The sequence below is a fragment of the Streptomyces sp. NPDC016469 genome (assembly GCF_040632905.1).
In the GTDB taxonomy this organism is placed as follows: domain Bacteria; phylum Actinomycetota; class Actinomycetes; order Streptomycetales; family Streptomycetaceae; genus Streptomyces.
This window is the reverse complement of record NZ_JBEYCQ010000015.1, coordinates 183045-204319: the sequence shown is the minus strand read 5'-3', so window position 1 is coordinate 204319 and position 21275 is coordinate 183045. Positions and strand designations below refer to the sequence as shown.

Below are 21275 nucleotides of genomic sequence, written 5' to 3'. Positions count from 1 at the left end.
CGCAGGGCGTCCGGGGTGTCGTCGGCGAGGATCTCGCCCTCGCGCATGAGGAGGAGGCGGTGGCAGCGCTCGGCCTCGTCCATGACGTGGGAGGACTGAGGTGGAGGTAGCTCCACCTCAGAAGTGGAAACCGCTGGGTGGTCCGGGTCCGCGCGCGCCGCCTACCGTTTCCGCATGTCCTCCTCCCCCGGTCTCCAACAGGCCCTGTGGCAGCGGCGGTACGTGCGCGGCTCCTGGCCGTGGCGGGCGGCGCTCTACCTCCTGACCGGCGCGCTCACCGGCGTCCTGACGCTCACCGTCCTCCTGCTGCTCGCGGTCGCGGGCGGCGCGCTCGCCGTGGTCCTCGTCGGCCTCCCGCTCCTGCTCACCCTGGCCCTCTCCGGGATCCCGCTCGCCGCCCTGGAGCGCCGCAGACTGCGGCTCGTCGACCCCTGCCCGCTCGCCCCGGTCCACGCCGAACCGGACGGCACCGGGCCGGCCGCCTGGCTGCGGACCCGGCTGCGGGAGCGGGCGACCTGGCGGGAGCTGGCGTACGCGCTGCTCACCGCGGTCGTTCTGTGGCCGCTGGAAGCCGTGACCGTGGGGACGGCGCTCACGGTGTGCGGCGGCCTGATAGCGACGCCCGTGGTGCTGGCCGTGAGCGGCGGCGAGGAGGTCCGGGTGCTGAAGCTGTGGCTCGTCCACTCCTATCCGCCCGCGTTCGGGGCGCTGCTCGCGGGCCTGGTGCTGCTCCCGGTGTTCGCGTATCCGCTGGGGGTACTGGCGGCCTGGCGCGCGACGCTGACCCGGGCGCTGCTCGCGGACTCCGGGGCTGCGGCGCGGCTGCGGGAGCTGGACCGCTCGCGCAGCCGGCTGGTGGACGCCTTCGAGGCGGAGCGGCGGCGCATCGAACGCGATCTGCACGACGGGGCGCAGCAGCGTCTGGTCGCCCTGTCGATGACGCTCGGCCTGGCCCGTCTGGAGGGACCCGCCGAGCCCCTGGCCGGGCTGCTGGCGAAGGCGCACGGCGAGGCGGACACCGCGCTGGTGGAGATCCGGGAGCTGATCCGGGGCATCCACCCCCAGGTCCTCACCGACCGGGGGCTCGGCGCGGCCGTGGAGGACGTCGCGGACCGCTCGGTAGTACCGGTCGACGTGGACCTGGAGCTGCCGGAGCGGTTGCCGGGGGCTGTGGAGAGCGGGGTGTACTTCGCGGTGTGCGAGGCGCTGGCGAACGCGGCGAAGCACAGTGGCGCGACACACGTCCGGGTGTCCGGGCAGGTGGGGCGCGGCCAGCTGGTGGTGGAGGTGGCGGACGACGGGCGGGGCGGCGCGTCGGCGGGCCACGGGACGGGGCTCCAGGGGGTGGCCGACCGTCTCTCGGTGCTCGACGGCCGTTTGGTACTGTCCAGTCCCCCCGGCGGGCCCACGGTGTTCCGCCTGGAAGTCCCCGTACCGGCCGCGAGCGAGAGGCCCTGAGCGTGCGGATCGTACTGGCCGAGGACAGCGTGCTCCTGCGCGAAGGTCTCGTCGGCCTCCTCGAACGGTTCGGCCACCAGGTGGTGGCGGGTGCGGGCACGGCGGAGGAGCTGATCGCGGCCGTCGCCGAGCACGGCCCGGACATCGTGGTGACCGATGTCCGCATGCCGCCCGGCTTCTCCGACGAGGGCCTGCGCGCGGCGCTCGAACTCAGGCGGAAGCAGCCCCGGTTGCCGGTGCTCGTCCTCAGCCAGTACGTACAGCGCGCCTACGCGGAGGATCTGCTCGACTCGGCGGACGGGCGGGGTGTCGGCTATCTCCTCAAGGAACGCATCGGTCACGTCGAGGAGTTCGTGGACGCCCTCGCCCGGGTCGCCGCCGGGGACACCGTGGTGGACCCGGAGGTGGTCCGGCAGCTGATCCGGCACCGCCGGGACCCGCTGTCCCGGCTGACCGCGCGCGAGCTGGAGGTGCTGGCCCTGATGGCGGAGGGCAGGTCCAACACCTCGGTCGCGGAGGCCCTTTCGGTGAGCGAGGGCACGGTGAGCAAGCACTTCGGCTCCATCCTCGCCAAGCTGGACCTGTCGCTGGACGACACCACCAATCGCCGGGTGCTCGCGGTCCTCGCCTATCTCAGGGGCTGACATCTCGCAAGCTGACGTCTCGGGGGCTGACGTCTCGGAGGCTGACATCTCGCAAGCTGACGTCTCAGGGGCTGACGTCTCAGGGGCTGACGTCTCAGGGGCTGGCGCCTCAGGGGCTGACGTCTCAGGGGCTGACCCCTCCGGCCCGGCGGGCCCAGCCGGCCTCGTTCCCGCCACCGGGGCGAACGCGGCGGCCCGCGCGGGACCACGGGGCCGGGCGGACGGCATCGGCCGGGAGGTCGGCCGCGCGGTGGGAGGCCAGGGTGTGCAGGACGGTGAGGACGGCGGCCAGTTCCTCGGGCGTGGGGTCTCCGGACAGGAGGCGGATGGTCATGCCGGCTGGTTCCCGTGCTTGCGGTGGGGCAGGGCCACCGTCTTGGTCCGGAGCATGGCGAGACCGGCCGCGAGGACGGCCCGGGTGTGCGCGGGGTCGATGACGTCGTCCACGAGGCCGCGCTCGGCCGCGTAATACGGGTGCATCAGCTCCGCCTTGTACTTCTTGACCAGCTGCCGCCGGGTGGCCTCCGGGTCGTCGGACGCGGCGATCTGCCGGCGGAAGACGACGTTGGCCGCGCCCTCCGCCCCCATGACCGCGATCTCGTTGGCGGGCCAGGCGTAGGAGAGGTCCGTGCCGATGGACCGGGAGTCCATGACGATGTACGCACCGCCGTACGCCTTGCGCAGGATGACCTGGATGCGGGGCACGGTCGCGTTGCAGTACGCGTACAGCAGCTTCGCGCCGTGCCGGATGATGCCGCCGTGCTCCTGGTCGACGCCGGGCAGGAAGCCGGGCACGTCGACCAGCGTGACGAGCGGGATGTTGAAGGCGTCGCAGAGCTGCACGAAGCGGGCGGCCTTCTCGGAGGCGTGGATGTCGAGCACCCCGGCCAGCACCATGGGCTGGTTGGCGACGACGCCGACCGTGCGCCCGTCGATCCGGCCGAGCGCGCAGATGACGTTGCCGGCCCAGTGCTCCTGCACCTCCAGCAGGTCGCCGTCGTCCAGCAGCTCCTCCACCACACGGCGCATGTCGTAAGGGCGTTGCGGGTCGGCCGGGACCAGGTCGAGCAGGGTGTCGCCGGGGCGGTCGGCCGGGTCGTCGCAGGGCGCGGCGGGCGGTTCCTCGGTGCTGTTGGCCGGAAGCAGGGTGATCAGGTGGCGGACCTCGTCCAGGCAGGTCTCCTCGTCGTCGTACGCGAAGTGCGCGACGCCCGAGGTGCCCGCGTGGACGTCGGCGCCGCCCAGGCCGTTCTGGGTGACCTGCTCGCCGGTGACGGCCTGGATGACGTCGGGCCCGGTGATGAACATCTGGGAGGTCTCGCGGACCATGAACACGAAGTCGGTGAGCGCCGGCGAGTAGGCGGCGCCGCCCGCGCACGGGCCGAGCATGACGCTGATCTGCGGGATCACCCCGGAGGCACGGGTGTTGCGCTGGAAGATGCCGCCGTAGCCGGCGAGCGCGGTGACACCTTCCTGGATGCGGGCCCCGGCCCCGTCGTTGAGCGAGACGAGCGGGGCTCCGGCCGCGAGGGCCAGGTCCATCACCTTGTGGATCTTCGCGGCGTGCGCCTCGCCGAGCGCCCCGCCGAAGATCCGGAAGTCGTGGGCGTAGACGAAGACCGTGCGGCCCTCGACGGTGCCCCAGCCGCCGACGACGCCGTCGGTGTGCGGGCGCCGGTCCTCCAGGCCGAAGCCGGTCGCGCGGTGCCTGCGCAGCTGCTCGACCTCCTGGAAGGTGCCCGGGTCGAGCAGCAGCTCGATGCGCTCGCGGGCGGTGAGCTTGCCCTTGGCGTGCTGGCGTTCGGTGGCGGCCGCGTCCCCGGCGGCCACGGTGGCGTGCAGGCCGTTCAGTTCGGCGGTACGGGTGCGGAGCGAGAGCACCGCGGCGGGCGCCGCGAACTCCTCCTCCAGCTCGGCCAGTGTCTGGGTTTCCACGGTTCGACTCCCTATCGCTGGGTCAGAGGCCGAGGCCGCGGTAGCGGCGCGGCCAGATGCCGTGCTTGCCGGGGGCGAGAACGCCCTCCGCGTCGAGTGCGTCCTTGATGCGTTCGCCGAGCCTGCGCACGGCGTGGTCGTTGAAGCCGTAGGTCGCGGCGACCCGGTCCATCAGCGCGGGATGGGCGCGCTGGACGCCGTAACCCGCCGCCGCGGCAGCCCGGACCAGCGCCTCGCACAGCGCCAGGGCCCGCGCCCGGTCGTCCGCGTCCCGCGTGTCGAAGACGGTGGTGACCCGGTGGTGCAGGGCCCGCGCCCCGACCGCGAAGGCGCCCAGGTAGTCCTTGCCGTACGCGTGGGCGTGGTCGCGGGCCAGCCCGTACTGCGCGAGGGCGTCCGCGCCGGTCACCGGCGACACGGGCGTGAGGTCGAGCCGGCCCGCGTACGGCAGCCAGCCGTCGGCCTCGTCCGCCGGCCGCACGTGTCCCGCCCCGTCCCCGGCCGCCTCGGTGCGGGAGAACCGGGCGCCGGGGACGGCGGCGAGCGCGTCCCGGATCACCGACCACTGGGCGTCGATCACGGCGGGCGCCCCGGCCAGTTCCCCGTACAGGTTCCAGCGGCCGATCCCGAGGTCCGCCATCAGCGTGCGGACGACGCGGTCGGGGAGCGGGCCGGTGCCCCGGTGGTACGTGGCGCGGCTGCCGGCCGCCGCCGCGTCGAGGAGCACGCTGCGGACGGTCGGCGTCCCGGTGACGGTGCGGTCCCGCAGCAGCGGGCGCACGGCGTCGACCAGGGGCCCGAGGCCGTCCTCCGCCGGGACGGCGACCGCGTAGGCCCGCCGCGCCGCCGGTTCGGGGCGCAGCCGCACCCCGAGCTTGGTGACGATCCCGAACGCGGACCGGGCGAAGAGCGCGCCGAGGGCCGGCCCGCAGCCGAACGGCGCCCAGGAGCCGGGGCCGGTCAGGGCGGCGGTCCCGGTGCGCACCACGTCGCCGTCGGCGAGCACGACCTCCATGCCGTACGGGGCCGCGTCGGCGCCCTCGTAGCCAGGGCCGCCGGTGGAGCGCTCCAGGACCTCGCCGAGGACGCTGCCCCAGCGCGGGCCTTCGAGGTCCACCCGCTGGTCCAGGCCGAGTTCGCCGATGCGCCCCGCCAGGTCGTGGAAGGTGACCCCGGGTTCCACGACCGCGTAGCCGCCCGCCGGGTCCACCTCGACCACCCGGTTCATCCGGGCGAGGTCGACGGCGACCGCCCCCGGGAGCCGGGGTGCCGGGCCGCCGAAGCCGGGGTCGCGGCCCGGCAGCACCGGTGAGAGCGGCACCCCGAACGCCCCGGCGATCCGCACCACCGCCCGGACGTCCTCGACGGTGGCGGGCATCAGGGCGGCGGACGCGCCGAAGTGGGGCTCGTCCAGGACGGGCTGGGGGTCGGCGTAGCCGGGGAGGCCGACCGCGCCCTCGGTCAGGACCCACCGCGGGCCCAGGGCCACCCGGAAGGCGGCCAGGGCCCGGGTGAAGTCCCGGCCGTCCACCCCGGGCGGGAGCCGGCGGACCTTCACGGCGTGCCTGCCCCGATCCGGACCGGGGACCGCTCCGAGGGCACGAACGCCTGGACGTCGATGCGCGCCCACACCCCGGAGACTGCGAACGGGTCACCGGTGGCGAACTCCTCCGCCTCCTCCCGGGTGCCGGCCTCGACCACGATCAGGCTGCCGACCGCGGTGGTCCCGTCGGCGGCCGTCAACGGCCCGTACAGCACGGGCCGTACGTTCGCCTCCCGCAGCCGCGCCGAGTGGGCCGGGCGCTGGGCGGCGCGCAGCTCCGCGCTCCCGGGCGCGTCGAGGCAGTGGATCGCCCACAGCATGTCCTTCTCCTTCCGTTCGTCGTGACGGGGCCGCTCAGGCGGCGCGTTCGGCGCTGACCGCGGGGGCCGACTGCTCGCGGAGCCGGGTCAGTTCGCTGACGACGGCCTGGCGGGCGGCGAGCTTCTCCTGCTTGACGGAGAACCGCTCGGGGATGACCCGGTACTCGGCCTCGACCGCGCTGGCGAGCTTCTCGCCGTGGTGGAAGCCGATCCGGCACCGGAAGACCGAGCCGACCGGACCGCGGGTGTGTTCCAGCAGCTCGTACTGGACGGTCGCGGGCAGCGGGAAGACGAAGCTGTGGAACTCGGAGTTGACCGAGCCGATCACGAAGCGGGTCTTCTCGGGGCCGGTGACGAAGAACTGCTCGGTGACCACCGTCCACATCTGGCGGGCCGCCTCCAGCAGGGTGATGGCCGGGATGTGCTGCCCGGTGAGGTGGTCCTCCAGGACCTCGACGCGCTCGTCGATGACGAGGTCGGCGACGAAGCGCTTCTCGCCGGTCTGGCCGACCGGGCCGATCAGGACGTTCTTCGCGTCGTGCTTGTGGGTGAGCCGCTGGTCGGCGGGTTCCGGGACCCCGCCCTTGCCCAGCGAGACGGCCGGTCCGTGCGCCTCGGCCAGAGCGCGTACCTCGGCGAGCTGGCCGGCGCTGAGGCCCTGGCCGATGCTCACCGACAGGCTCTCGGTCAGCTCACCGGCGCGCAGCCGGGCGATCAGCTCGGAGACCGGGACGGTCCCCCGGTTGGCGAGGAAGTCCTCGAAACGGTCCCCGACGGCGATGAGTGCTTCGTGCGGCATGTCGATCCCTCCAGGATGTGGGGCTGGTACGGAGCGGGGCGGGGCGTCAGACGGCGGTGGCCGCCAGCTGCTCGACGGTGCGGACGTAGGCGTCGGACAGGGCGCCGACCGTACGGACGTCGGAGATGACGTACTCCTCCTCGAAGGGGTCGACGCCGAGCTCCATCTCCAGCTGGATGACGAGGCGGGCCAGCAGCAGGGAGTTGAGCCCCAGCTCGTGCAGGAACTCGGTGCCGGTGAGCGTGGGGTGCGTGGGGCGACCGGCCTCCGCGAGCAGGGCGTTGATCTCCTGGTGGACCAGGGCGGTGATGTCGGCTGCGATCAGCATGTGATTCCTCCGTCTACGACGATCGACTGTCCGGTGATGAATGAAGAGGCGGGCGAGATGAGATACAGAACGGCGTCGGCTATTTCGTTCATGGTGCCGAGCCGGCCGAGCGGGGTGCGGCGCTGAATGCGTTCCCGGTTCCTCTCGGTGACTTCCTCGGTCATGTCACTGTCGAAGAATCCGGGCACCAGCGAATTCACCCGGATGTTGAAGGCCCCGAGTTCCCGGGCCAGGCTGCGGCTGAATCCGTCGAGACCGGCCTTGGTGGCGGCGTAGACCGCCACGCCCCGGTAGCCGCGGATGGCGTTGATGGACGAGATGTTGAGGATCTGGCCGCCGCCCTGGCGCGTCATCGCGCGGGCGCACGCCTGGGCGAGGGTGATCGGGGCGAGCAGATTGCTCGCGATCAGCGTCTCGGTCTGCTTGCGGGACGTGGTGAGGAAGAGTTCCTGGTGGAGCACGGCCGCGTTGTTGACGAGCAGATCGACCCGGCCGAAGCGGCGCACGACCGTGCGGACGACCCCGCGCAGCGCGTCCGGGTCCCCGAGGTCGGCGGCCTCCCAGAGGAAGCGGTCGCCCCGCTCCGCCTGGAGGTCCTTGACGAAGTCGTTGGCGGACCGGCTGAAGGTCGCGACCCGCCACCCCTCGCCGAGCAGCCGCTCGACCAGGAGCCGGCCGAGCCCGCGGCTGCCGCCGCTGACGAGGGCGACGCGGTCCTGCGCGGGGATCTCCGAGGGCTGCCCGGCGCTCACGCCGCGCTCCGGATCTTCTTGTACCGCTCCGAGTGCTGCGGGGCGGCGGAGACCTCCACGAGCACCGGCACCTTGTACGCCTCCAGGCGCCGGCCGCAGTACTCGCGCACCCTGCGCGTGACGGAGCGCCGGTCCTCGTCCTCGACCAGCTGCACGGTGGCCTTGACGACCATGCCGGTGACCGGGCTCGGGCGGCCGCTGACGGTGGCCTCCGCGATGTTGTCGACCTCCAGCAGGACGCTCTCGACCTCGCTGGGGTAGACCTTCTCGCCGCCGACGTTGATGATCTCGGAGTTGCGGCCCAGGATGCGCACCCAGTCGCCGTCGACCTCGACCACGTCCTGGGTGTTGAAGAACCCCTCGTCATCGAAGGGCGCGGGCGCGTTGAGGTACCCGAGCATGGCCATCTCGGAGCGGATCCACAGGATGTTGTCGATGATCCGGTGCTCGAAGCCGGCCGAGCCGAGCTTCACCCACAGGGTGTCGTCGCCGCGCGACCGGGTCGGCAGGATGCCCAGCTCGGACAGCCCGTACGTCTGCTTGAGCCGTACGCCCGGCAGCGCCTCGCCGAGTCGGCGCAGCGTCTGGAGCGGCATGGGCTCGGTGCCGTACGTGACGAGCTTCAGCGAGTCGGTGGCGTACCGCTCGTGGGCGCCGGAGATCAGCACCATGTTGAGGAAGGTGGGCGTGGTCGGCAGGATCTGCACCCGGTGCTCGGCGATCGCCGCGAAGACGGCCTCCGGGGTGCGCTCGGCGACGGTCACCACGGTGCCGCCCTGACTGAGCGTGTGCAGCAGGGTGTTGACGCCGCCGATGTGGTCCAGGCTCAGGAAGGACAGGATGCGCGAGGGGCGCGTCGGCTCGCCGTAGCGGGCGAGGACCTTGTCGAAGTCGAGCACGGACGCCTTGCTGCGGCCGGTCGTGCCCGAGCTGAACAGCACCAGGCCGGGCCGGCCCGCGTCCCGCAGCTCGCCGTAGAGGGCGTGGTCCGCGCGGCGGCCGGTGCGCTCGCAGCGGTGCACGCCGCCCTCGTCCACCTGGACGACGACCTCGACCTCGGCCACGTCCAGGAACTCGGCGCGCTTGGCGGCGGGCAGGACGGTGAGCGGGACGACGACGACCCCGCGCTCGATGAGCGCCAGCAGACCGGCGCACGCCTGCGGGGAGTACGCCCCCTCCAGCGTGACGACCTCGCCGGCGCGGACCTGGTGGCGGTCGAGGAAGCCGCGCCATTCGTCCACGAGCCTCAGCAGGTCGTCGTAGCGGTAACTGCGGCCCTCGAAGGCCACGGCCTCGGAATCCCGGAAGGATTCCAGTCGGGTCAGAAAGGGATGGGGCATCGTTTTCTCCTGGGGTGAATTCGTTTCGTATTTCGATGACTCGAAGCTAGCCCGGGGTAATTCGTCGCTCAATATGGCTTTTATGAGCCCTCGTACGGGGCGGCCATTCGGGCAGGGGTACGGGGTAGCCGAAAGGGCATGTAGCGGAAGAGGCATCGACGGGCGCATGCTCGGAGGCGTAACGCACGACTGCCGTGACCTGTCCTGGGATGGCAGCGGGCCGCCGAATCCGGCCGGCCCCGGTGCGCCGGTTCTCCGGCGCGTTGCCCCCAGGAGCAGAAGTGATCCAGCAGATCCTGCCGCCCGCCGTCGCCTGCGCCGACACCACCGCCGACCTTCCCGGGGCCCATGTCCTCCCGGAGGAGGAGCCGTTGCTCGCGAAGTGCGTGGAGCAGCGGCGCCGGGAGTTCACCACCACCCGGCACTGCGCCCGCCGGGCCATGTCGGCGCTCGGGGTCGCCCCCGCCCCGGTCCTCCCGGGCGCCAAGGGCGAACCGCGCTGGCCGGCCGGGGTGACCGGCAGCATGACCCACTGCGACGGCTACCGGGCGGCGGCGCTGACCCGCAGCGACCGGTTCCACAGCGTGGGGATCGACGCGGAGTGCCACGCGCCCCTGGAGGAGCGGATGGTGCGGCACATCTCCGTGGAGGCCGAGCGCGAGCACCTGGCCGAGCTGGCCCGGGCCAGGCCCGAAGTGCACTGGCCCACCGTGATGTTCAGCGCGAAGGAGACCGTCTACAAGGCGTGGTTCCCGCTCACCGGCCGCTGGCTCGGCTTCCGGGACGCCCGGCTCGCGTTCGACCCGGAGGCGGGCACCTTCCGGGCCCGGCTGATGGTGCCGGGGCCCGTGGTGGACGGCGCCCGCCTGGGCTGGTTCACCGGCCACTGGGCGGTGCGCGAGGGGCTCGTGCTCACCGCGATCGCGCTCCGGCGGGGGCGGTGAGGGCGGGGGCGGTGAGGGCTGCGGCGGGGGCGGTGAGCGCGCCCCGGTCCGCGAGGCCCGTCAGCTCCGCCGCCGCCCAGGCGCCCGCCGTGCGCAGCTGGCCCGGGGCCGACGGGAGGACGGGCCAGTCCAGCCGCTGGGCGTGCTCCATCAGGACCCGGTCCGTGCCGCCGACGACCACGGGGCGGCCGACCGCGAGGAGCATGTCCAGGTCGCTCGCGTGGTCCCCGTAACAGTGGGACTCGGCGGCGTCCAGGCCGAGTCGGGCGATGGTCTCGCGGACCGCGTCGGCCTTCACCGAGCCGATCATCGGGCGCTCCACCTCGCCGGTGAGCAGCCCGTCGGGGCCCACCACGGGCTCCGAGCAGAGGATGAGGTCGGCCCCCAGGTCCTCGGCGAGCGGGTCCAGGCAGCCCCGGAACGAGCCGGAGACCAGCACCACCAGGTCCCCCGCCTCCCGGTGGCGGCTCGCGGCCGCCCAGGTGGCGACGGTGACGGCGGCGGGCCCGCGCCGGTACTCCTCGTACCACTCCCGCCCGGCGGTGCGCAGCTCGTCCATCGGGACCCCGGCGAACCGGCGGTAGTAGCGGCGGTTGATCTCCGAGCGGTGGACCCCGGAGCCGGCGGCCTCGCGGACGCCGGCCATCACGGCGGCGTGGCCGGAGCCGTCGTCGCCGTGGCGGGCCATCCAGAACCGCAGGAAGTCGAACATGCTCTTGGTGTTGATCAGCGTCTCGTCGACGTCGAAGAAGGCGGCGCGGGTGGCGCCGTGCGCGGGGTTCGTCATGTCGTTCACCAGCCGGTTCCGTAGGGGGAGGCCGGCGCGTGGGCGACGGCCTGCGGGGCGGGACCGCACAGCCCCTCGCGCAGGGCGCGGGCGGCGGCGAGCGTGCGGTTGGGGCAGTTGAGCTTGGCCAGGATGTTGGCGACCAGCCGCTTCGCGCCGTGCTCGGAGATCCGCAGCCGGCGCCCGATCTGCTTGTTGCTGAGCCCGTCCACGACGAGCGTCAGGGCCTCGCGCTCGCGCGGGGTGAGCCGGGGCGCGGCCGGGACCTCCCGGGCGCCGCGCCCGGCGAGTTCGAGGAGGGGCCGGGTCAGGGCGGCCGGTATGCGCGCCTCGCCTGCCCGCATCGCGCCGAGCACCTCGCCGAGGGCCGCCGCGTCGAGGCCGTCGGAGAACAGCAGCGAGGCGCCCGCCACCGAGGCGACCCGGTCGAGGTCGAAGGACCGGGTGTCAGGCAGGAGCAGGAGCACGCGCACCCCGTAAGCGGCGACGCGGTGCAGCACGGAGTCGCCGTCCAGGTCGGCCGGCTCCGGGACGATGAGCAGCACATCGGTCCCCGGGTCGCCGACCGCGTCCACGGCCGCCGACAGCTCCGGGAAGGCGCGGCAGGTCCCGACTGTGTCCACGGCACCGAGCATGCGCTCCAGGCCGTAGCGCTGAAGGTCGTCGCGGACGGAGAGGATGACGTGGGTCGCCTGCTGCGGGATCAGCTGCGGCGAGTTGGTGCGTACCGGCGAAGAGGCGGCGACTGCTAGAGCCGCGCGGTTCTGCGACATGCCCTTACCCCCAGGGGTCCTTGTCGGTGACCGCTGGGGCCACCCGTATGCAAGGAACGCTAGACGCGCGAAGGGCCGCGGAGGCCGTCACTGCCTCCTAGTCCGGGTGGCCGCGGACCGAAAGTAGTAGCCGGATACCTCGGGGGTACCCGGCTGCCGGGAGGACGGGGGCGGGGGCCGCTTCAGGCCGCCGGGGCCGCGAGCGGGACGTCGGCGAGGGCCTGGCGGGCGAAGGCCACGACATGGGCGCGCAGGTCGAGTCCGCCGGCCGCCTCCGCGTCGGGGCCGATGATCAGCCGGGCCAGCTGCGGCACCGCGTTGGGCCAGGCGGCGAGCCCGATGAGGCTCAGTAGACAGGCCGCGACCTGCGGTGACGCCTCGGTGCCGAAGCTCTCCGCGAGGGCGGCGATCTTCTCCTCGTAGTGGCCGCGGCGGCCCTCCTCGTTGGGCAGGACGCCGTCGCGGTAGTGCAGGCCCTCCCAGAAGAAGAGCCGGACGAGGACCGGGTTGTCGCGGTGGAAGTCGTACACCCGGCCCACGTACTCGGCGGGGTCGTCGCCGCCCTTGAGCGGGACGGCCGCGGCCAGCTCGTCCAGCGCACGTCCCACGACGGCGTCGAACAGCTTCTGCTTGTTGCCGAAGTAGCCGTAGATCCGTTCCTTGTTCACGCCGGCCAGCTCCGCGATGCGGTCGACGCGCGCTCCGGCAATGCCGTGAGCTGCGAATTCCTCCTTCGCCGCAGCGAGGAGCCGTTCCTTGGTGTGGGTCGTGTCCGAGGTCATGCCACCAGCGTAGAACGGCTCACCGCAGATGCCAACCAACTGGATGGTTGACATCCAACTAGTTGGTTGGCAGAGTGGAACACGTCGCCGAGGGCAGCACCACCGCCCAGGCCCCAGGACAGGACCAGCGACAGCGCCACACCGCACCGCCGTACCGCCTTCCGTACGCACCGCACACCAACCTGGATGGGACTCCTCATGACCACCGTCGCCCGCCCCGCCGCCGCTTCCGCCGTCTCCGCCGCTTCCGCCGCCGACCGGAATCAGCCCCACTCCGCCGCCCCCGCGCAGCCGGCCGCACTGCCCTCCGTACACATGCGTGCACTGCTCACCTGGATCGCGGTGTTCTCCGCCCTGACCGTGGTGCAGCTGCTGGTCGGCCCGTACGTCAAGGGCTTCCCGATGCTCCTGCGCACCCTGGTGATCACCGGGATCGTCGTACCGGCGGTCGTCTACACGCTGGTGCCGAACCTCCTGAAGGTCCGCGCGGCCGTCCTGCGCCGCCGCGGCTGAGGCGCGCGGCAATGGCTGATTCCAGCCATCACCGCCACGCAGTCCGCAAATCGGCTTATCCTGCACCGGTTCAGCGCTAGAGAAGCAGTTGAGCCCCGGGGGAGGAGAGCGTGATGAGAGAACCGGCGCAGAGCCGCCTCGGCAGCCGCCAGGGCGGCCCGCCCGTACAACGCTTCAGGGCGTACGAGGACGAGGTCATCGCCCTCTACCACGCCCGGCTCCGCGGGATCAGCAGCCCGCTCGCCGCCGACGACGAGGTGTGGGCGCAGTGCGAGTTACAGGGCCGCCGGGTCTTCCGTGACTGCGCCGACAGCCTGGAGGCCGGCCTGACCGAGGTCTCCGACAGCCATATCGCCGAGGTCGTCGACCTCGGCAGCGCCCGGGTCCAGCAGGGCGTCCACCTCACGCACTCCGTGCGGGCCGGGGTGATCCTCTTCGACACCGTCCTGGAACGCCTGCTGGAGTGCACCGCGGGCGTCGAGGGCGCCGACCGGGCCTACGCGGCGGCCATCCGGGCCCTGCAGCAGGGCATCGGCAGGCGCCTGGAGGTCGGCTCCATCGCGTACGACTCGTTCATGCTCGCCCGGGTCCGCGAGGTGCACGACAAGGGCCACCGCAAGCTGGCCCGCGAGATCCACGACCAGATCGGCAACTCCCTCAGCCTCGCCATGCGCCAGCTGGAGCTGTACGAGCTCCAGGTGACCCGGCAGAACGCCGACGTGCCCAAGGAGGTGCGGGCCGCCCAGGACGCCATCCTGGAGACCCTGGCCCACACCCGGGAACTGGTCACCGAACTGCGCCGCCCCGCCATCACGGGCTGTCTGGAGGCGGCGCTCGCCGACTTCGTCGCCTCCATGGGGGACGAGGGCGTCCCCGTACAGCTGTGGGTGCGGGGCCTGGACGAGTGGATTCCGGCGCCCGTGGCGGAGGAGGTGTTCGTCATGGTCCGCGAGTGCCTGCGCAACGCCTTCCGGCACGCGGAGGCCGGCAACATCGTCGTCCACATCGACATCGCCCCGCACGAGATCCAGAGCGAGATCATCGACGACGGCCTCGGCTTCGATGTGGAAAAGGTCCTCGCCGGGGGCCGCACCAACGGCCTCACCGGCCTCCAGGAACGCACCGACCTGCTCGGCGGCACGCTCCACATCGGCTCATCGGCCGGCCGGGGCACGCACGTCACCATGTGGATACCGATCAAGGAGGACCGGGCCCTCCGATGAACGAGACCTCCCCCGAATCCGTACGCATCCTCGTCGCCGACGACCACACGCTGCTGCGCGAGGCCCTGTGCGACCTGCTGCGCTCCGAGCCCGGCTTCGAGATCGTCGCCCAGGCCGGAAACGGCGAGGACGCGATCCGGCTCGCCGCCGCGCACCGCCCCGATGTCGTCCTGCTCGACATCGAGATGCCCCGCAACGACCCCCCGGCCACCGTCCGGCGGCTGCTCCAGGGCGATCCCGGGCTGCGGATCATCGTGCTGAGCATGTACGACGGGCAGCAGCTGGTGCAGGAGCTGCTGCAGCTCGGCATCAGCGGCTACCTGCACAAGAGCACCGGCCGCGAGACCCTGATCTCCGCCGTCCGCTCCCGCGAGGGCGGCGAGCTGCGCACCGTGACCGTCTCGGTCTCGCCCGACAGCCTGCGCGCCCCGCAGCCCGCGCCCGACGGCGCGGGCGGCCTCTCCGAGCGCGAGGCCGAGGTACTGGCCCTGGTGGCCCAGGCCATGAGCAACCGTCAGATCGCGGTGAAGCTCGGCATCGCCGAGGGAACCATCAAGCGGCACATGCGGAACATCTTCACCAAGCTCGACGCGGTCTCCCGGATCGACGCCGTGAACAAGGCCGTGGAACGCGGCCTGCTTCCCCAGCCCGAACCGCCCCGCCGCCGCTTCTGAAACGGCTCGGCCCCGCACACCTCGGGGTGTGCGGGGCGGGTGGGCGGCCGGGTCAGGCGGTGACGAACAGCCCCGCGAACAGGGTGAGATGGACCAGGTGCTGCGTCACCATGAAGGCGCGGTACGGGGTACGGCCCCGGGCCGCGTCGCCCCGCGTGGAGTAGCAGAGCACCGCCACCACCAGGGCCCCGCCCGCCAGGACCGCGGCCGCCGGGCCCAGCAGGGCCGCCCAGCCGGTCAGTGCGGCGGCCAGGAAGCCCCCGCCGGTCAGGAGGGCGCCGGCCCCGCCCACCAGCCGGGCGGTGGTGTCACCCCAGGCGGTCACCGAGGTACGGCGGCCGGCCGCGGCGTCGCCCCGGACGTGCGAGAAGTCCTTGGTCACGGCGCCCACCACGCACATCCACAGCGACATCGCGGCGGCCAGCACCAGCAACGCGCCCGGCGGCCGGCCCTCCCCCGCCGCCGTCCAGCCCGCCGCGTAGGTCAGCAGGCCCATCAGCAGGACGGACCCCGAAGTGCCGGCCGCGCTGCGCTTGAGCTGGAAGGGTGGCGCCGAGTAGGCGTAACCGAGGAAGAGGAACGCCAGCACGAACGTGATCAGTAGGACGTTGTTGCAGGCCAGCGCGGTGACGACGGAACCGGCGGCGGAGAGCCAGGTCAGCCGGGCGGCCGCCGCCGGCGAGAGGTCGCCCCGGGCGATCGGCCGCCCGGTCCGGTTCAGCCGGTCCTCCTGGACGTCCGACACCCCGTTGATGCCGTACGTGAAGAGGGTCGCCAGGACCCAGCTGACCGCCGGGGCGATCAGCTCGGGCCCCGCCCCCGCGAGCCCGCCCCCGGCGGTGACCGCGGCTGCGGCCAGGAAACGCATCAGAAAGACGATCTGCACACTGACGCGCGCCTCTTCGAGGAAGAGGACGGCGGCGCGTGCCGCACCTGCGATCCGCAGGGTGGAAGTCGGTGTCCCGGAATTGATCTGTGCGGTGTATGCCCCCATGGCCAGGGACATTAATGACGGGCCCCGGACACCCACATGCCCCATCGGCGGGCGTTCCGATACCCCTTTTGGGGAAGGGGCCGTATCGGAAGGACCGCCGACGGGGCAGTGAGCACTAGGGAGTTGACGGTGGGTCAGCGCTCTTGCTGGGCGCCGGTCACCGAGGGCAGGTTGACCAGCAGGGCGGCGAGCAGGCCGATGATGAGGCCGGTGAAGTGGACCTGCTGGGCGGCCCCGATGTAGATCCAGTAGCCGAAGAACATGCCGCCCGAGAGGAACAGCAGGAAGAGCCCGGCGAAGGCGCCCAGCGCGATGTTGGCGCGCTGCGTCACGACGATCCCCGTCTCCAGGCCGCGCGCCCTGCGCCACAGGCCGTACGCCGCCCGGGCCAGCAGGGCCACGATCAGCAGCTCGTAGACGATGACGCCGATCAGCGCGGGGGTGGCCATCGACTCGGGCATCGCGCGCCACTCCAGGCCGTTGCCCCGTATCGGGTCCTTCACCAGGTCGCGCATGGTGAGCATCGAGCCGATGAGCGCCTTGTTGGTGCCGAAGTCGTTGAGGTTGTTGAGGGTGACGAGGCCCAGCCACAGGGTGAGCCCGCTCATCAGGAACGCGTTGAGCGCGGCCAGCCGGGAGCGGACGGCGAGGTCCGGCCGGCCGGTGGCCCGCCGGCCCGTCGTGTCCGTCGTCGCGGTGGGCCGGTCGGCGGTCAGTGCCATGGGGAGACTCCTCGGAGCAGAAGGGGAGGGGAACCGTGCGATGGCTTCAGGCTGCCGGTCCCGCCGCCGTCCCGGCAGCTCCCTCTTCGGGCTGCCCGGCCGGCATGGCCCGTGGACCTGCCCGTACGCACTGCCCGTACGGGCTCCTCCACCGGCCAGGGGTGCGCCCCCGCATCCCCTTGCCGGGGCCGGGGTTGTCGAGCAGGATCGGACCCCGTGACCACCACCGAAACGCCGCCCGCCGTCCCGCCCCGCCCCCTCGTGCTGATCACCGGTGCCGGCCGCACGGTCGGCATCGGCGCCGGGATCGCGCGTCAGCTCGCCGCCTCCGGATGGGACATCGCGTTCACCTACTGGACGCCCTACGACCGGCGCATGAGCTGGGGCGAGGAGCGCGGCGCGACCGCGGCCATCGAGGCGTCGCTCACCGCGCACGGCGCCCGCACCGCCGCGATCGAGGCGGACCTGATCGACCCGGACGCCCCCGCCCGCGTCTTCGACGAGGCGGAGCGGCGGATCGGGCCGGTCACCGCGCTGGTGCTGAGCCACGCCGAATCGGTGGACTCCGGGCTCCTCGACACCACCCTCGCGAGTTTCGACCGCCACTTCGCGGTGAACGCGCGCGCCACCTGGCTGCTGATCCGGGAGTACGCGCTGCGCTTCCGCGCCCCCGCCGGGACGGGCCGGATCGTCGCGCTCACCAGCGACCACACCGTCGGCAACCTGCCGTACGGGGCCAGCAAGGGCGCCCTTGACCGCATCACCCTGGCCGCCGCGCGCGAACTGGCGCACCTCGGGGTCACCGCCAACGTGATCAACCCGGGGCCCGTGGACACCGGGTGGATGAGCGAGGAGCTGGCGGAGGAGCTGCGCCTGGGCACCCCGCTGGGCCGGCTCGGCACCCCGCAGGACACCGCCCACCTGGTGGACTTCCTCTGTTCCCCGCAGGGCCAGTGGGTCAACGGCCAGCTCCTCAAGAGCAACGGCGGAGCCGCGTAGGGCCGGCTCCGCCGGACCGGCCCCGATCCCTTGACGCGCGCCCCGATGGTGGCGAGGATCGCCCCGTTATCGAAGCGCTTCGACTCGGGCGCCTCGTCGCCACCACGGCGGCCCTCGCGCGACGCACAGGAACGGATGCCATGCCAGTCCGAGACCAGACGGGCACGACCGTCAGCAACCCGGTGATCCCCGGGTTCCACCCCGACCCCAGCGTCTGCCGCGTGGGCGACGACTACTACCTGGCGTGTTCCAGCTTCGAGTACTTCCCGGGCATCCCGCTCTTCCACAGCCGCGACCTGGTCCAATGGACGCAGATCGGCAACGTCCTCGACCGGCCCGAGCAGCTCCACCTGACCCCGGGGACCCGGGCCTCCGGCGGCATCTACGCGCCGACGCTCCGGCACCACGACGGCCGGTTCTGGCTCGTCGTCACCAATGTCGAGGTGGGCAACCTGCTGTTCACCACCACCGACCCGGCCGGCCCCTGGTCCGACCCGGTCCCGCTGCCCGGCGTGCCCGGCATCGACCCGGACCTGGCCTGGGACGAGGACGGCACCTGCTGGTGCACCGTGGCCGGGGTCTCCCAGGTCCGCATCGACCCGCACACCGGCGAGACCTTCGGCGAACCGCGCCGCATCTGGTCCGGGGCGCCCGGGGCGAAGGCGCCGGAGGCCCCGCACCTCTACCGGATCGGTGACCACTGGTACCTCCTGATCGCCGAGGGCGGCACCGAGCGCGGGCACGCCGTCTCCGTCGCGCGCGGCCCCTCGCCCGCAGGGCCGTTCGAGCCCTGCCCGGACAACCCGGTCCTCACCCACCGGGGCCGCGAGCACCCCGTCCAGAACACCGGCCACGGCGACCTGGTGCAGGGGCCGGACGGCACCTGGTGGCTGGTGCTCCTCGGCGTGCGGCCGGGCGGCGGCACCCCCGGCTGGCACGTCCTCGGCCGGGAGACCTTCCTCGCCCCGGTGACCTGGGTGGACGGCTGGCCCGTCGTCGGCGAGGTCTCCACCGAACTCCCCGCGCCGCCCTGGCCGTTGGTACCCGCCTCCGCCGCCCCGGCCCGGGACGACTTCGACCTGGCCGAGCCGCGCCCGTACTGGATCTCGCCGCGCCGCTCGACCGCCGGGCGGGCCGGGACGAAGGAGCGCCCCGGCTGGCTCACCCTGCACGGGCGGGGCGGCACCCTGGACGACCCGGACGCGGTGTTCACCGGCCGCCGCCAGCAGCACCTGGCGTGCCGGGCGCGCACGCTGGCGGACGCGGCGGACGGCCACGGCGGGCTCGCGGTCCGGCTCGACGAGGCGCACCACTACGCGGTCGAGGCGGGCGGCGGCGAGATCCGGCTCATCGCCCGGATCGGCCCGCTCCGCACGGTGGTCGCCTCCCGCCCGGCGCCCGCCGGACCGGTGGTGCTCGGGATCGACATCGTGCCCACCCGGGCCCCGCTCGACCCGTGCACGGGTCCGGACACGGTGTCCCTGGGCGTCGAGGAGCCGGACGGCACGTTCACCGTGCTCGGCTCCCTCGACGGGCGCTACCTCTCCACGGAGGTGACCGGCGGCTTCACGGGCCGCGTGATCGGCCTGTACGCGGCGAGCGGCACGGTCCACTTCGACTGGTTCGCGTACGAGCCGCTGGACGGCTAGGGCCTTCCGTCCGGGTCAGGCGGCCGAGGTGGTGGCCGGTGCCGGGGCGTCGGGGAGGGCCTTCAGGATGTCCCGGAGCAGGTCGATCGTCTCGTCCTCCGCGTCGGTCCCCAGCTCCTCGTTGAGCCGGTTGAGCCGGTCCGCCGCCTCGATGACGGCGGCCCGGTCGCCGCGAGCCGCGTGCGCCCGGAAGAGGTCCCGGGTGAGCAGTTCGCTCTCCGGGGACGCGACCAGGCCGCGGGCGGCCGCCGCGACCGCGCCGGTGAGGTCTCCGGCCGCCAGACACCGCTCCGCCAGTTCGTGGGCGACGTCCACGACCGACGACACGATGTCGTGGAACATGGTGTCCGCCCAGAGGTAGTTGCGCGGGTTGGTCCCCGCGAACGGGGTGCCCCGGACCAGCGACAGCGCCCGCGCCAGCGCGGTGTCGGCGGCGGTGCCCCGGGCGTGCATGCCCTCCTGGTACAGCTCCTGGAAGTCCAGCCAGTCGCACCGCACGTACGGGGCGAAGGCGTACCGCCCGTCCGTCACGAACGGCAGGTAGGACTGGCCGCCCATCCAGGCGCGCAGCTTGCTCACGTTGGAGTTGCGCAGCGAGTGCCCGACCTCGCGGCCCGGCCAGATCGCCTCGTCCAGGGCCCGGTGCTCCAGGCCCGGGTGCAGAACGAGCCAGGCGGCCATCTCGGTCAGCCGGCCACGGCGGTTGGACTCGACGGGGCCCTCGGCCGATTCCATCTCGACGGGCCCGAGCACCCGGATGTACGGGTGGGCGGGCGCCGGTGCCGGAGCGGTGATCGTTTCCTCCACGGGGACGGCGTGCATCGGGTTCCCGTCCTTCCCGGCGGCCTCCGGTTCCGGGGCGGCCATGACGGCGAGCGTGAGTCGTGGGTCGTGCGGCCGGGCCCAGGTGGGCGTCGGCTCGTCCATGGGCCGCTCGGTGACCGCCATCAGTTCCAGCAGGGCCGCGTACTGGGCGGGTTCGAGGCGTTGCAGCATCACTTCGAGGTCCGTCTCCGGGATCGTGACGACGACGCCGGGCGCGGCGTCGACGCTCCAGGTCTCCGGCAGTCCGAGCTCGGCGTCCGCGCTCGTCACGGCGGCCAGCGAGGTGCGCGGCTGTGCCGCCGTCAGTTCGAGCAGGTCGAGCGCGCTCGGGTCCGAGCCGGTCAGCGGAAGGGCGCACAGCACGATCTGCGGCGCCCAGGCGTCCGCCCCGGTGCCCAGGAGCCGCGCCTCGCGCAGGCTCTCCGCCCCGCTCTCGGCCAGCGCCCGCCGCTGCGCCTCGTCGTGGCTCCGGAGGCCGGTGACGGCGGAGGCCAGGGTCGCGTGGTGCACGACGCGGCCCGGGAACGCCGTCTTCAGCTCCTCGCCGAAGCCGACCAGCCGGACCGTGTGCTCGGCGTGCAGCGAGTCGGAGGCCAGCTCCACGGCCAGCGCCAGCAGCACGGACCGTACGTCCTCCGTCTCGCCGTCGAGCCGGAGCATCCCGATCCGCTCCAGGTCGACCAGGACCGGGAACCCTTCGAAGCTGGTGCCCAGGCTGATCAGCGCCGGATACGGGAGTGCCGTCGCCGACGCCCCCTCGGCCGGCAGCAGCGCCCCCGAGTCCTTCGGGCACCACCAGATCTCGTCCCCGCTCACCACGGGCACGAACGGCGCCACGGGGGCGGCCGGTTCGCAGAGGTGGAGCGCGGCCCCGTCCGGTGTGACGACGACGGCGTCCAGCTGCGGCAGCGCGGTGCCCTCGCGCGCCAACTCGGCGGAGAGGGTGCGCAGGGCGCGGTCCAGCAGGTCGAGACCCTCCGGCACGTCCGCCGAGGCCGCCCGCATGTCCCTCTCCAGCACGGCCGCATCACCCTCGGGCAACGCGATGCGGCGCCGGGGGCGCCGACGACGCTGCTGCACGATGCGGCGGGTACCGAGGACGCCGAGGACCCCGGCGGCGAGCAGGGCGCCGATTCCGGCGCCGGTACGGGCGGAGAACCCGGAGTCCTCGTCGCCGGAGGCGGTGCCGGCGGGCCCGGCCGTCTCGGGCTTCTCCTGCCCGGGCGTCGGCTTCGCCGACTCGGCGGGCGCGGGCTTGGCCGACTCGGCCG

22 protein-coding genes and 2 pseudogenes are annotated in these 21275 nt (G+C 73.2%); 9 read left to right on the top strand and 15 right to left on the bottom strand.

The features are described from left to right. A pseudogene (locus ABZ565_RS19455) lies at positions 1–95 on the bottom strand (ABC transporter ATP-binding protein); the annotation flags it as partial. Positions 96–174: 79 nt separating this feature from the next. Here ABZ565_RS19455 and ABZ565_RS19450 point away from each other — a divergent pair. The 3 genes and pseudogenes from ABZ565_RS19450 to ABZ565_RS19440 form a co-directional block, all read left to right on the top strand. After that, positions 175–1458, top strand: coding sequence for a sensor domain-containing protein (locus ABZ565_RS19450; protein WP_361028011.1), 1284 nt, complete (start codon positions 175–177; stop codon positions 1456–1458). A gap of 2 nt (positions 1459–1460) precedes the next feature. Beyond that, entirely contained in the window at positions 1461–2102 is a 642-nt protein-coding gene (locus tag ABZ565_RS19445; protein ID WP_361028007.1) for a response regulator transcription factor, read from the top strand. After that, positions 2062–2190: pseudogene (locus tag ABZ565_RS19440) on the top strand (pentapeptide repeat-containing protein); the annotation flags it as partial. The gene ABZ565_RS19445 and the pseudogene ABZ565_RS19440, both read left to right, overlap by 41 nt. A 36-nt stretch (positions 2191–2226) precedes the next feature. Here ABZ565_RS19440 and ABZ565_RS19435 read toward each other — a convergent pair. The 8 genes from ABZ565_RS19435 to ABZ565_RS19400 are packed head-to-tail and all read right to left on the bottom strand — an operon-like array spanning position 2227 to position 9119. After that, positions 2227–2436 (bottom strand): acyl-CoA carboxylase subunit epsilon, encoded by a 210-nt coding sequence (locus ABZ565_RS19435; RefSeq protein ID WP_361028004.1) that lies wholly within the window; start codon positions 2434–2436, stop codon positions 2227–2229. After that, positions 2433–4037, bottom strand: coding sequence for an acyl-CoA carboxylase subunit beta (locus tag ABZ565_RS19430; RefSeq protein ID WP_361028001.1), 1605 nt, complete (start codon positions 4035–4037; stop codon positions 2433–2435). Before ABZ565_RS19430 ends, ABZ565_RS19435 begins: the two co-directional genes overlap by 4 nt. 22 nt (positions 4038–4059) lie before the next feature. Continuing rightward, a complete protein-coding gene (locus ABZ565_RS19425; RefSeq protein ID WP_361027998.1) occupies positions 4060–5595 on the bottom strand; it encodes an FAD-dependent oxidoreductase in 1536 nt (511 codons plus the stop codon). Continuing rightward, positions 5592–5900 carry a YciI family protein gene (locus ABZ565_RS19420; RefSeq protein ID WP_361027995.1) on the bottom strand — a complete coding sequence of 103 codons (309 nt, stop codon included), beginning with the start codon at positions 5898–5900 and terminating at the stop codon, positions 5592–5594. The genes ABZ565_RS19425 and ABZ565_RS19420 overlap by 4 nt, the downstream gene beginning before the upstream one ends. Before the next feature lie 34 nt (positions 5901–5934). Further along, entirely contained in the window at positions 5935–6699 is a 765-nt protein-coding gene (locus ABZ565_RS19415; RefSeq protein ID WP_361027992.1) for an AfsA-related hotdog domain-containing protein, read from the bottom strand. 46 nt (positions 6700–6745) lie between these two features. Continuing rightward, positions 6746–7027, bottom strand: coding sequence for a phosphopantetheine-binding protein (locus ABZ565_RS19410; protein WP_361027989.1), 282 nt, complete (start codon positions 7025–7027; stop codon positions 6746–6748). Next, positions 7021–7779 carry an SDR family oxidoreductase gene (locus ABZ565_RS19405; RefSeq protein ID WP_361027986.1) on the bottom strand — a complete coding sequence of 253 codons (759 nt, stop codon included), beginning with the start codon at positions 7777–7779 and terminating at the stop codon, positions 7021–7023. The genes ABZ565_RS19410 and ABZ565_RS19405 overlap by 7 nt, the downstream gene beginning before the upstream one ends. Beyond that, entirely contained in the window at positions 7776–9119 is a 1344-nt protein-coding gene (locus tag ABZ565_RS19400) for a fatty acid--CoA ligase family protein (protein ID WP_361027983.1), read from the bottom strand. The genes ABZ565_RS19405 and ABZ565_RS19400 overlap by 4 nt, the downstream gene beginning before the upstream one ends. Positions 9120–9400: 281 nt before the next feature. Between ABZ565_RS19400 and ABZ565_RS19395 the strand changes: the two genes are divergently transcribed. Further along, positions 9401–10063: a 4'-phosphopantetheinyl transferase superfamily protein gene (locus ABZ565_RS19395; protein WP_361027980.1), complete on the top strand. Its 663-nt coding sequence runs from the start codon at positions 9401–9403 to the stop codon at positions 10061–10063. Here ABZ565_RS19395 and ABZ565_RS19390 read toward each other — a convergent pair. The 3 genes from ABZ565_RS19390 to ABZ565_RS19380 all read right to left on the bottom strand — a co-directional run bounded on the left by ABZ565_RS19390 (position 10032) and on the right by ABZ565_RS19380 (position 12405). Beyond that, entirely contained in the window at positions 10032–10850 is an 819-nt protein-coding gene (locus ABZ565_RS19390) for an HAD-IB family hydrolase (RefSeq protein ID WP_361028029.1), read from the bottom strand. The genes ABZ565_RS19395 and ABZ565_RS19390 overlap by 32 nt on opposite strands. Before the next feature lie 5 nt (positions 10851–10855). Continuing rightward, complete coding sequence (locus ABZ565_RS19385; protein ID WP_361027977.1) at positions 10856–11623, bottom strand: response regulator transcription factor; 768 nt, start codon at positions 11621–11623, stop codon at positions 10856–10858. A 182-nt stretch (positions 11624–11805) separates the two neighbouring features. Further along, entirely contained in the window at positions 11806–12405 is a 600-nt protein-coding gene (locus ABZ565_RS19380; RefSeq protein WP_361027974.1) for a TetR family transcriptional regulator, read from the bottom strand. Between the two features lie 198 nt (positions 12406–12603). Here ABZ565_RS19380 and ABZ565_RS19375 point away from each other — a divergent pair, with 198 nt between their 5' ends. The 3 genes from ABZ565_RS19375 to ABZ565_RS19365 all read left to right on the top strand — a co-directional run bounded on the left by ABZ565_RS19375 (position 12604) and on the right by ABZ565_RS19365 (position 14815). After that, positions 12604–12918, top strand: a complete 315-nt coding sequence (locus ABZ565_RS19375; protein WP_361027971.1) for a hypothetical protein — start codon at positions 12604–12606, stop codon at positions 12916–12918. A 113-nt stretch (positions 12919–13031) separates the two neighbouring features. Next, positions 13032–14141 carry an ATP-binding protein gene (locus ABZ565_RS19370; protein ID WP_361027968.1) on the top strand — a complete coding sequence of 370 codons (1110 nt, stop codon included), beginning with the start codon at positions 13032–13034 and terminating at the stop codon, positions 14139–14141. Beyond that, the gene (locus ABZ565_RS19365; protein WP_361027965.1) at positions 14138–14815 is read left to right on the top strand and encodes a response regulator transcription factor; all 678 of its coding nucleotides are present in this window, start codon (positions 14138–14140) and stop codon (positions 14813–14815) included. The genes ABZ565_RS19370 and ABZ565_RS19365 overlap by 4 nt, the downstream gene beginning before the upstream one ends. A 52-nt stretch (positions 14816–14867) precedes the next feature. Here the strand turns inward: ABZ565_RS19365 and ABZ565_RS19360 are convergent, their stop codons facing one another. Then, entirely contained in the window at positions 14868–15809 is a 942-nt protein-coding gene (locus ABZ565_RS19360; protein ID WP_361027962.1) for a UbiA family prenyltransferase, read from the bottom strand. Positions 15810–15943: 134 nt separating this feature from the next. Beyond that, entirely contained in the window at positions 15944–16531 is a 588-nt protein-coding gene (locus ABZ565_RS19355) for a DUF2165 family protein (protein ID WP_361027959.1), read from the bottom strand. Between the two features lie 216 nt (positions 16532–16747). Here ABZ565_RS19355 and ABZ565_RS19350 point away from each other — a divergent pair, with 216 nt between their 5' ends. Further along, positions 16748–17530 carry an SDR family oxidoreductase gene (locus ABZ565_RS19350; protein WP_361027956.1) on the top strand — a complete coding sequence of 261 codons (783 nt, stop codon included), beginning with the start codon at positions 16748–16750 and terminating at the stop codon, positions 17528–17530. A gap of 140 nt (positions 17531–17670) precedes the next feature. After that, on the top strand, positions 17671–19179 hold the full coding sequence (locus tag ABZ565_RS19345) for a glycoside hydrolase family 43 protein (protein WP_361027953.1): 1509 nt from the start codon (positions 17671–17673) through the stop codon (positions 19177–19179). Positions 19180–19194: 15 nt separating this feature from the next. Here the strand turns inward: ABZ565_RS19345 and ABZ565_RS19340 are convergent. Then, the coding region (locus tag ABZ565_RS19340) for a bacterial transcriptional activator domain-containing protein (protein ID WP_361027949.1) at positions 19195–21275 on the bottom strand (2081 nt) is incomplete at its 5' end.

Coding starts and splice junctions, on each gene's coding strand:
- ABZ565_RS19355 (WP_361027959.1), bottom strand. CDS start 16,531: ATGGCACTGACCGCCGACCGGCCCACCGCGACGACGGACACGACGGGC.
- ABZ565_RS19400 (WP_361027983.1), bottom strand. CDS start 9,119: ATGCCCCATCCCTTTCTGACCCGACTGGAATCCTTCCGGGATTCCGAG.
- ABZ565_RS19345 (WP_361027953.1), top strand. CDS start 17,671: ATGCCAGTCCGAGACCAGACGGGCACGACCGTCAGCAACCCGGTGATC.
- ABZ565_RS19420 (WP_361027995.1), bottom strand. CDS start 5,900: ATGCTGTGGGCGATCCACTGCCTCGACGCGCCCGGGAGCGCGGAGCTG.
- ABZ565_RS19385 (WP_361027977.1), bottom strand. CDS start 11,623: ATGTCGCAGAACCGCGCGGCTCTAGCAGTCGCCGCCTCTTCGCCGGTA.
- ABZ565_RS19435 (WP_361028004.1), bottom strand. CDS start 2,436: ATGACCATCCGCCTCCTGTCCGGAGACCCCACGCCCGAGGAACTGGCC.
- ABZ565_RS19450 (WP_361028011.1), top strand. CDS start 175: ATGTCCTCCTCCCCCGGTCTCCAACAGGCCCTGTGGCAGCGGCGGTAC.
- ABZ565_RS19360 (WP_361027962.1), bottom strand. CDS start 15,809: ATGGGGGCATACACCGCACAGATCAATTCCGGGACACCGACTTCCACC.
- ABZ565_RS19370 (WP_361027968.1), top strand. CDS start 13,032: ATGAGAGAACCGGCGCAGAGCCGCCTCGGCAGCCGCCAGGGCGGCCCG.
- ABZ565_RS19410 (WP_361027989.1), bottom strand. CDS start 7,027: ATGCTGATCGCAGCCGACATCACCGCCCTGGTCCACCAGGAGATCAAC.
- ABZ565_RS19415 (WP_361027992.1), bottom strand. CDS start 6,699: ATGCCGCACGAAGCACTCATCGCCGTCGGGGACCGTTTCGAGGACTTC.
- ABZ565_RS19380 (WP_361027974.1), bottom strand. CDS start 12,405: ATGACCTCGGACACGACCCACACCAAGGAACGGCTCCTCGCTGCGGCG.
- ABZ565_RS19375 (WP_361027971.1), top strand. CDS start 12,604: ATGACCACCGTCGCCCGCCCCGCCGCCGCTTCCGCCGTCTCCGCCGCT.
- ABZ565_RS19390 (WP_361028029.1), bottom strand. CDS start 10,850: ATGACGAACCCCGCGCACGGCGCCACCCGCGCCGCCTTCTTCGACGTC.
- ABZ565_RS19365 (WP_361027965.1), top strand. CDS start 14,138: ATGAACGAGACCTCCCCCGAATCCGTACGCATCCTCGTCGCCGACGAC.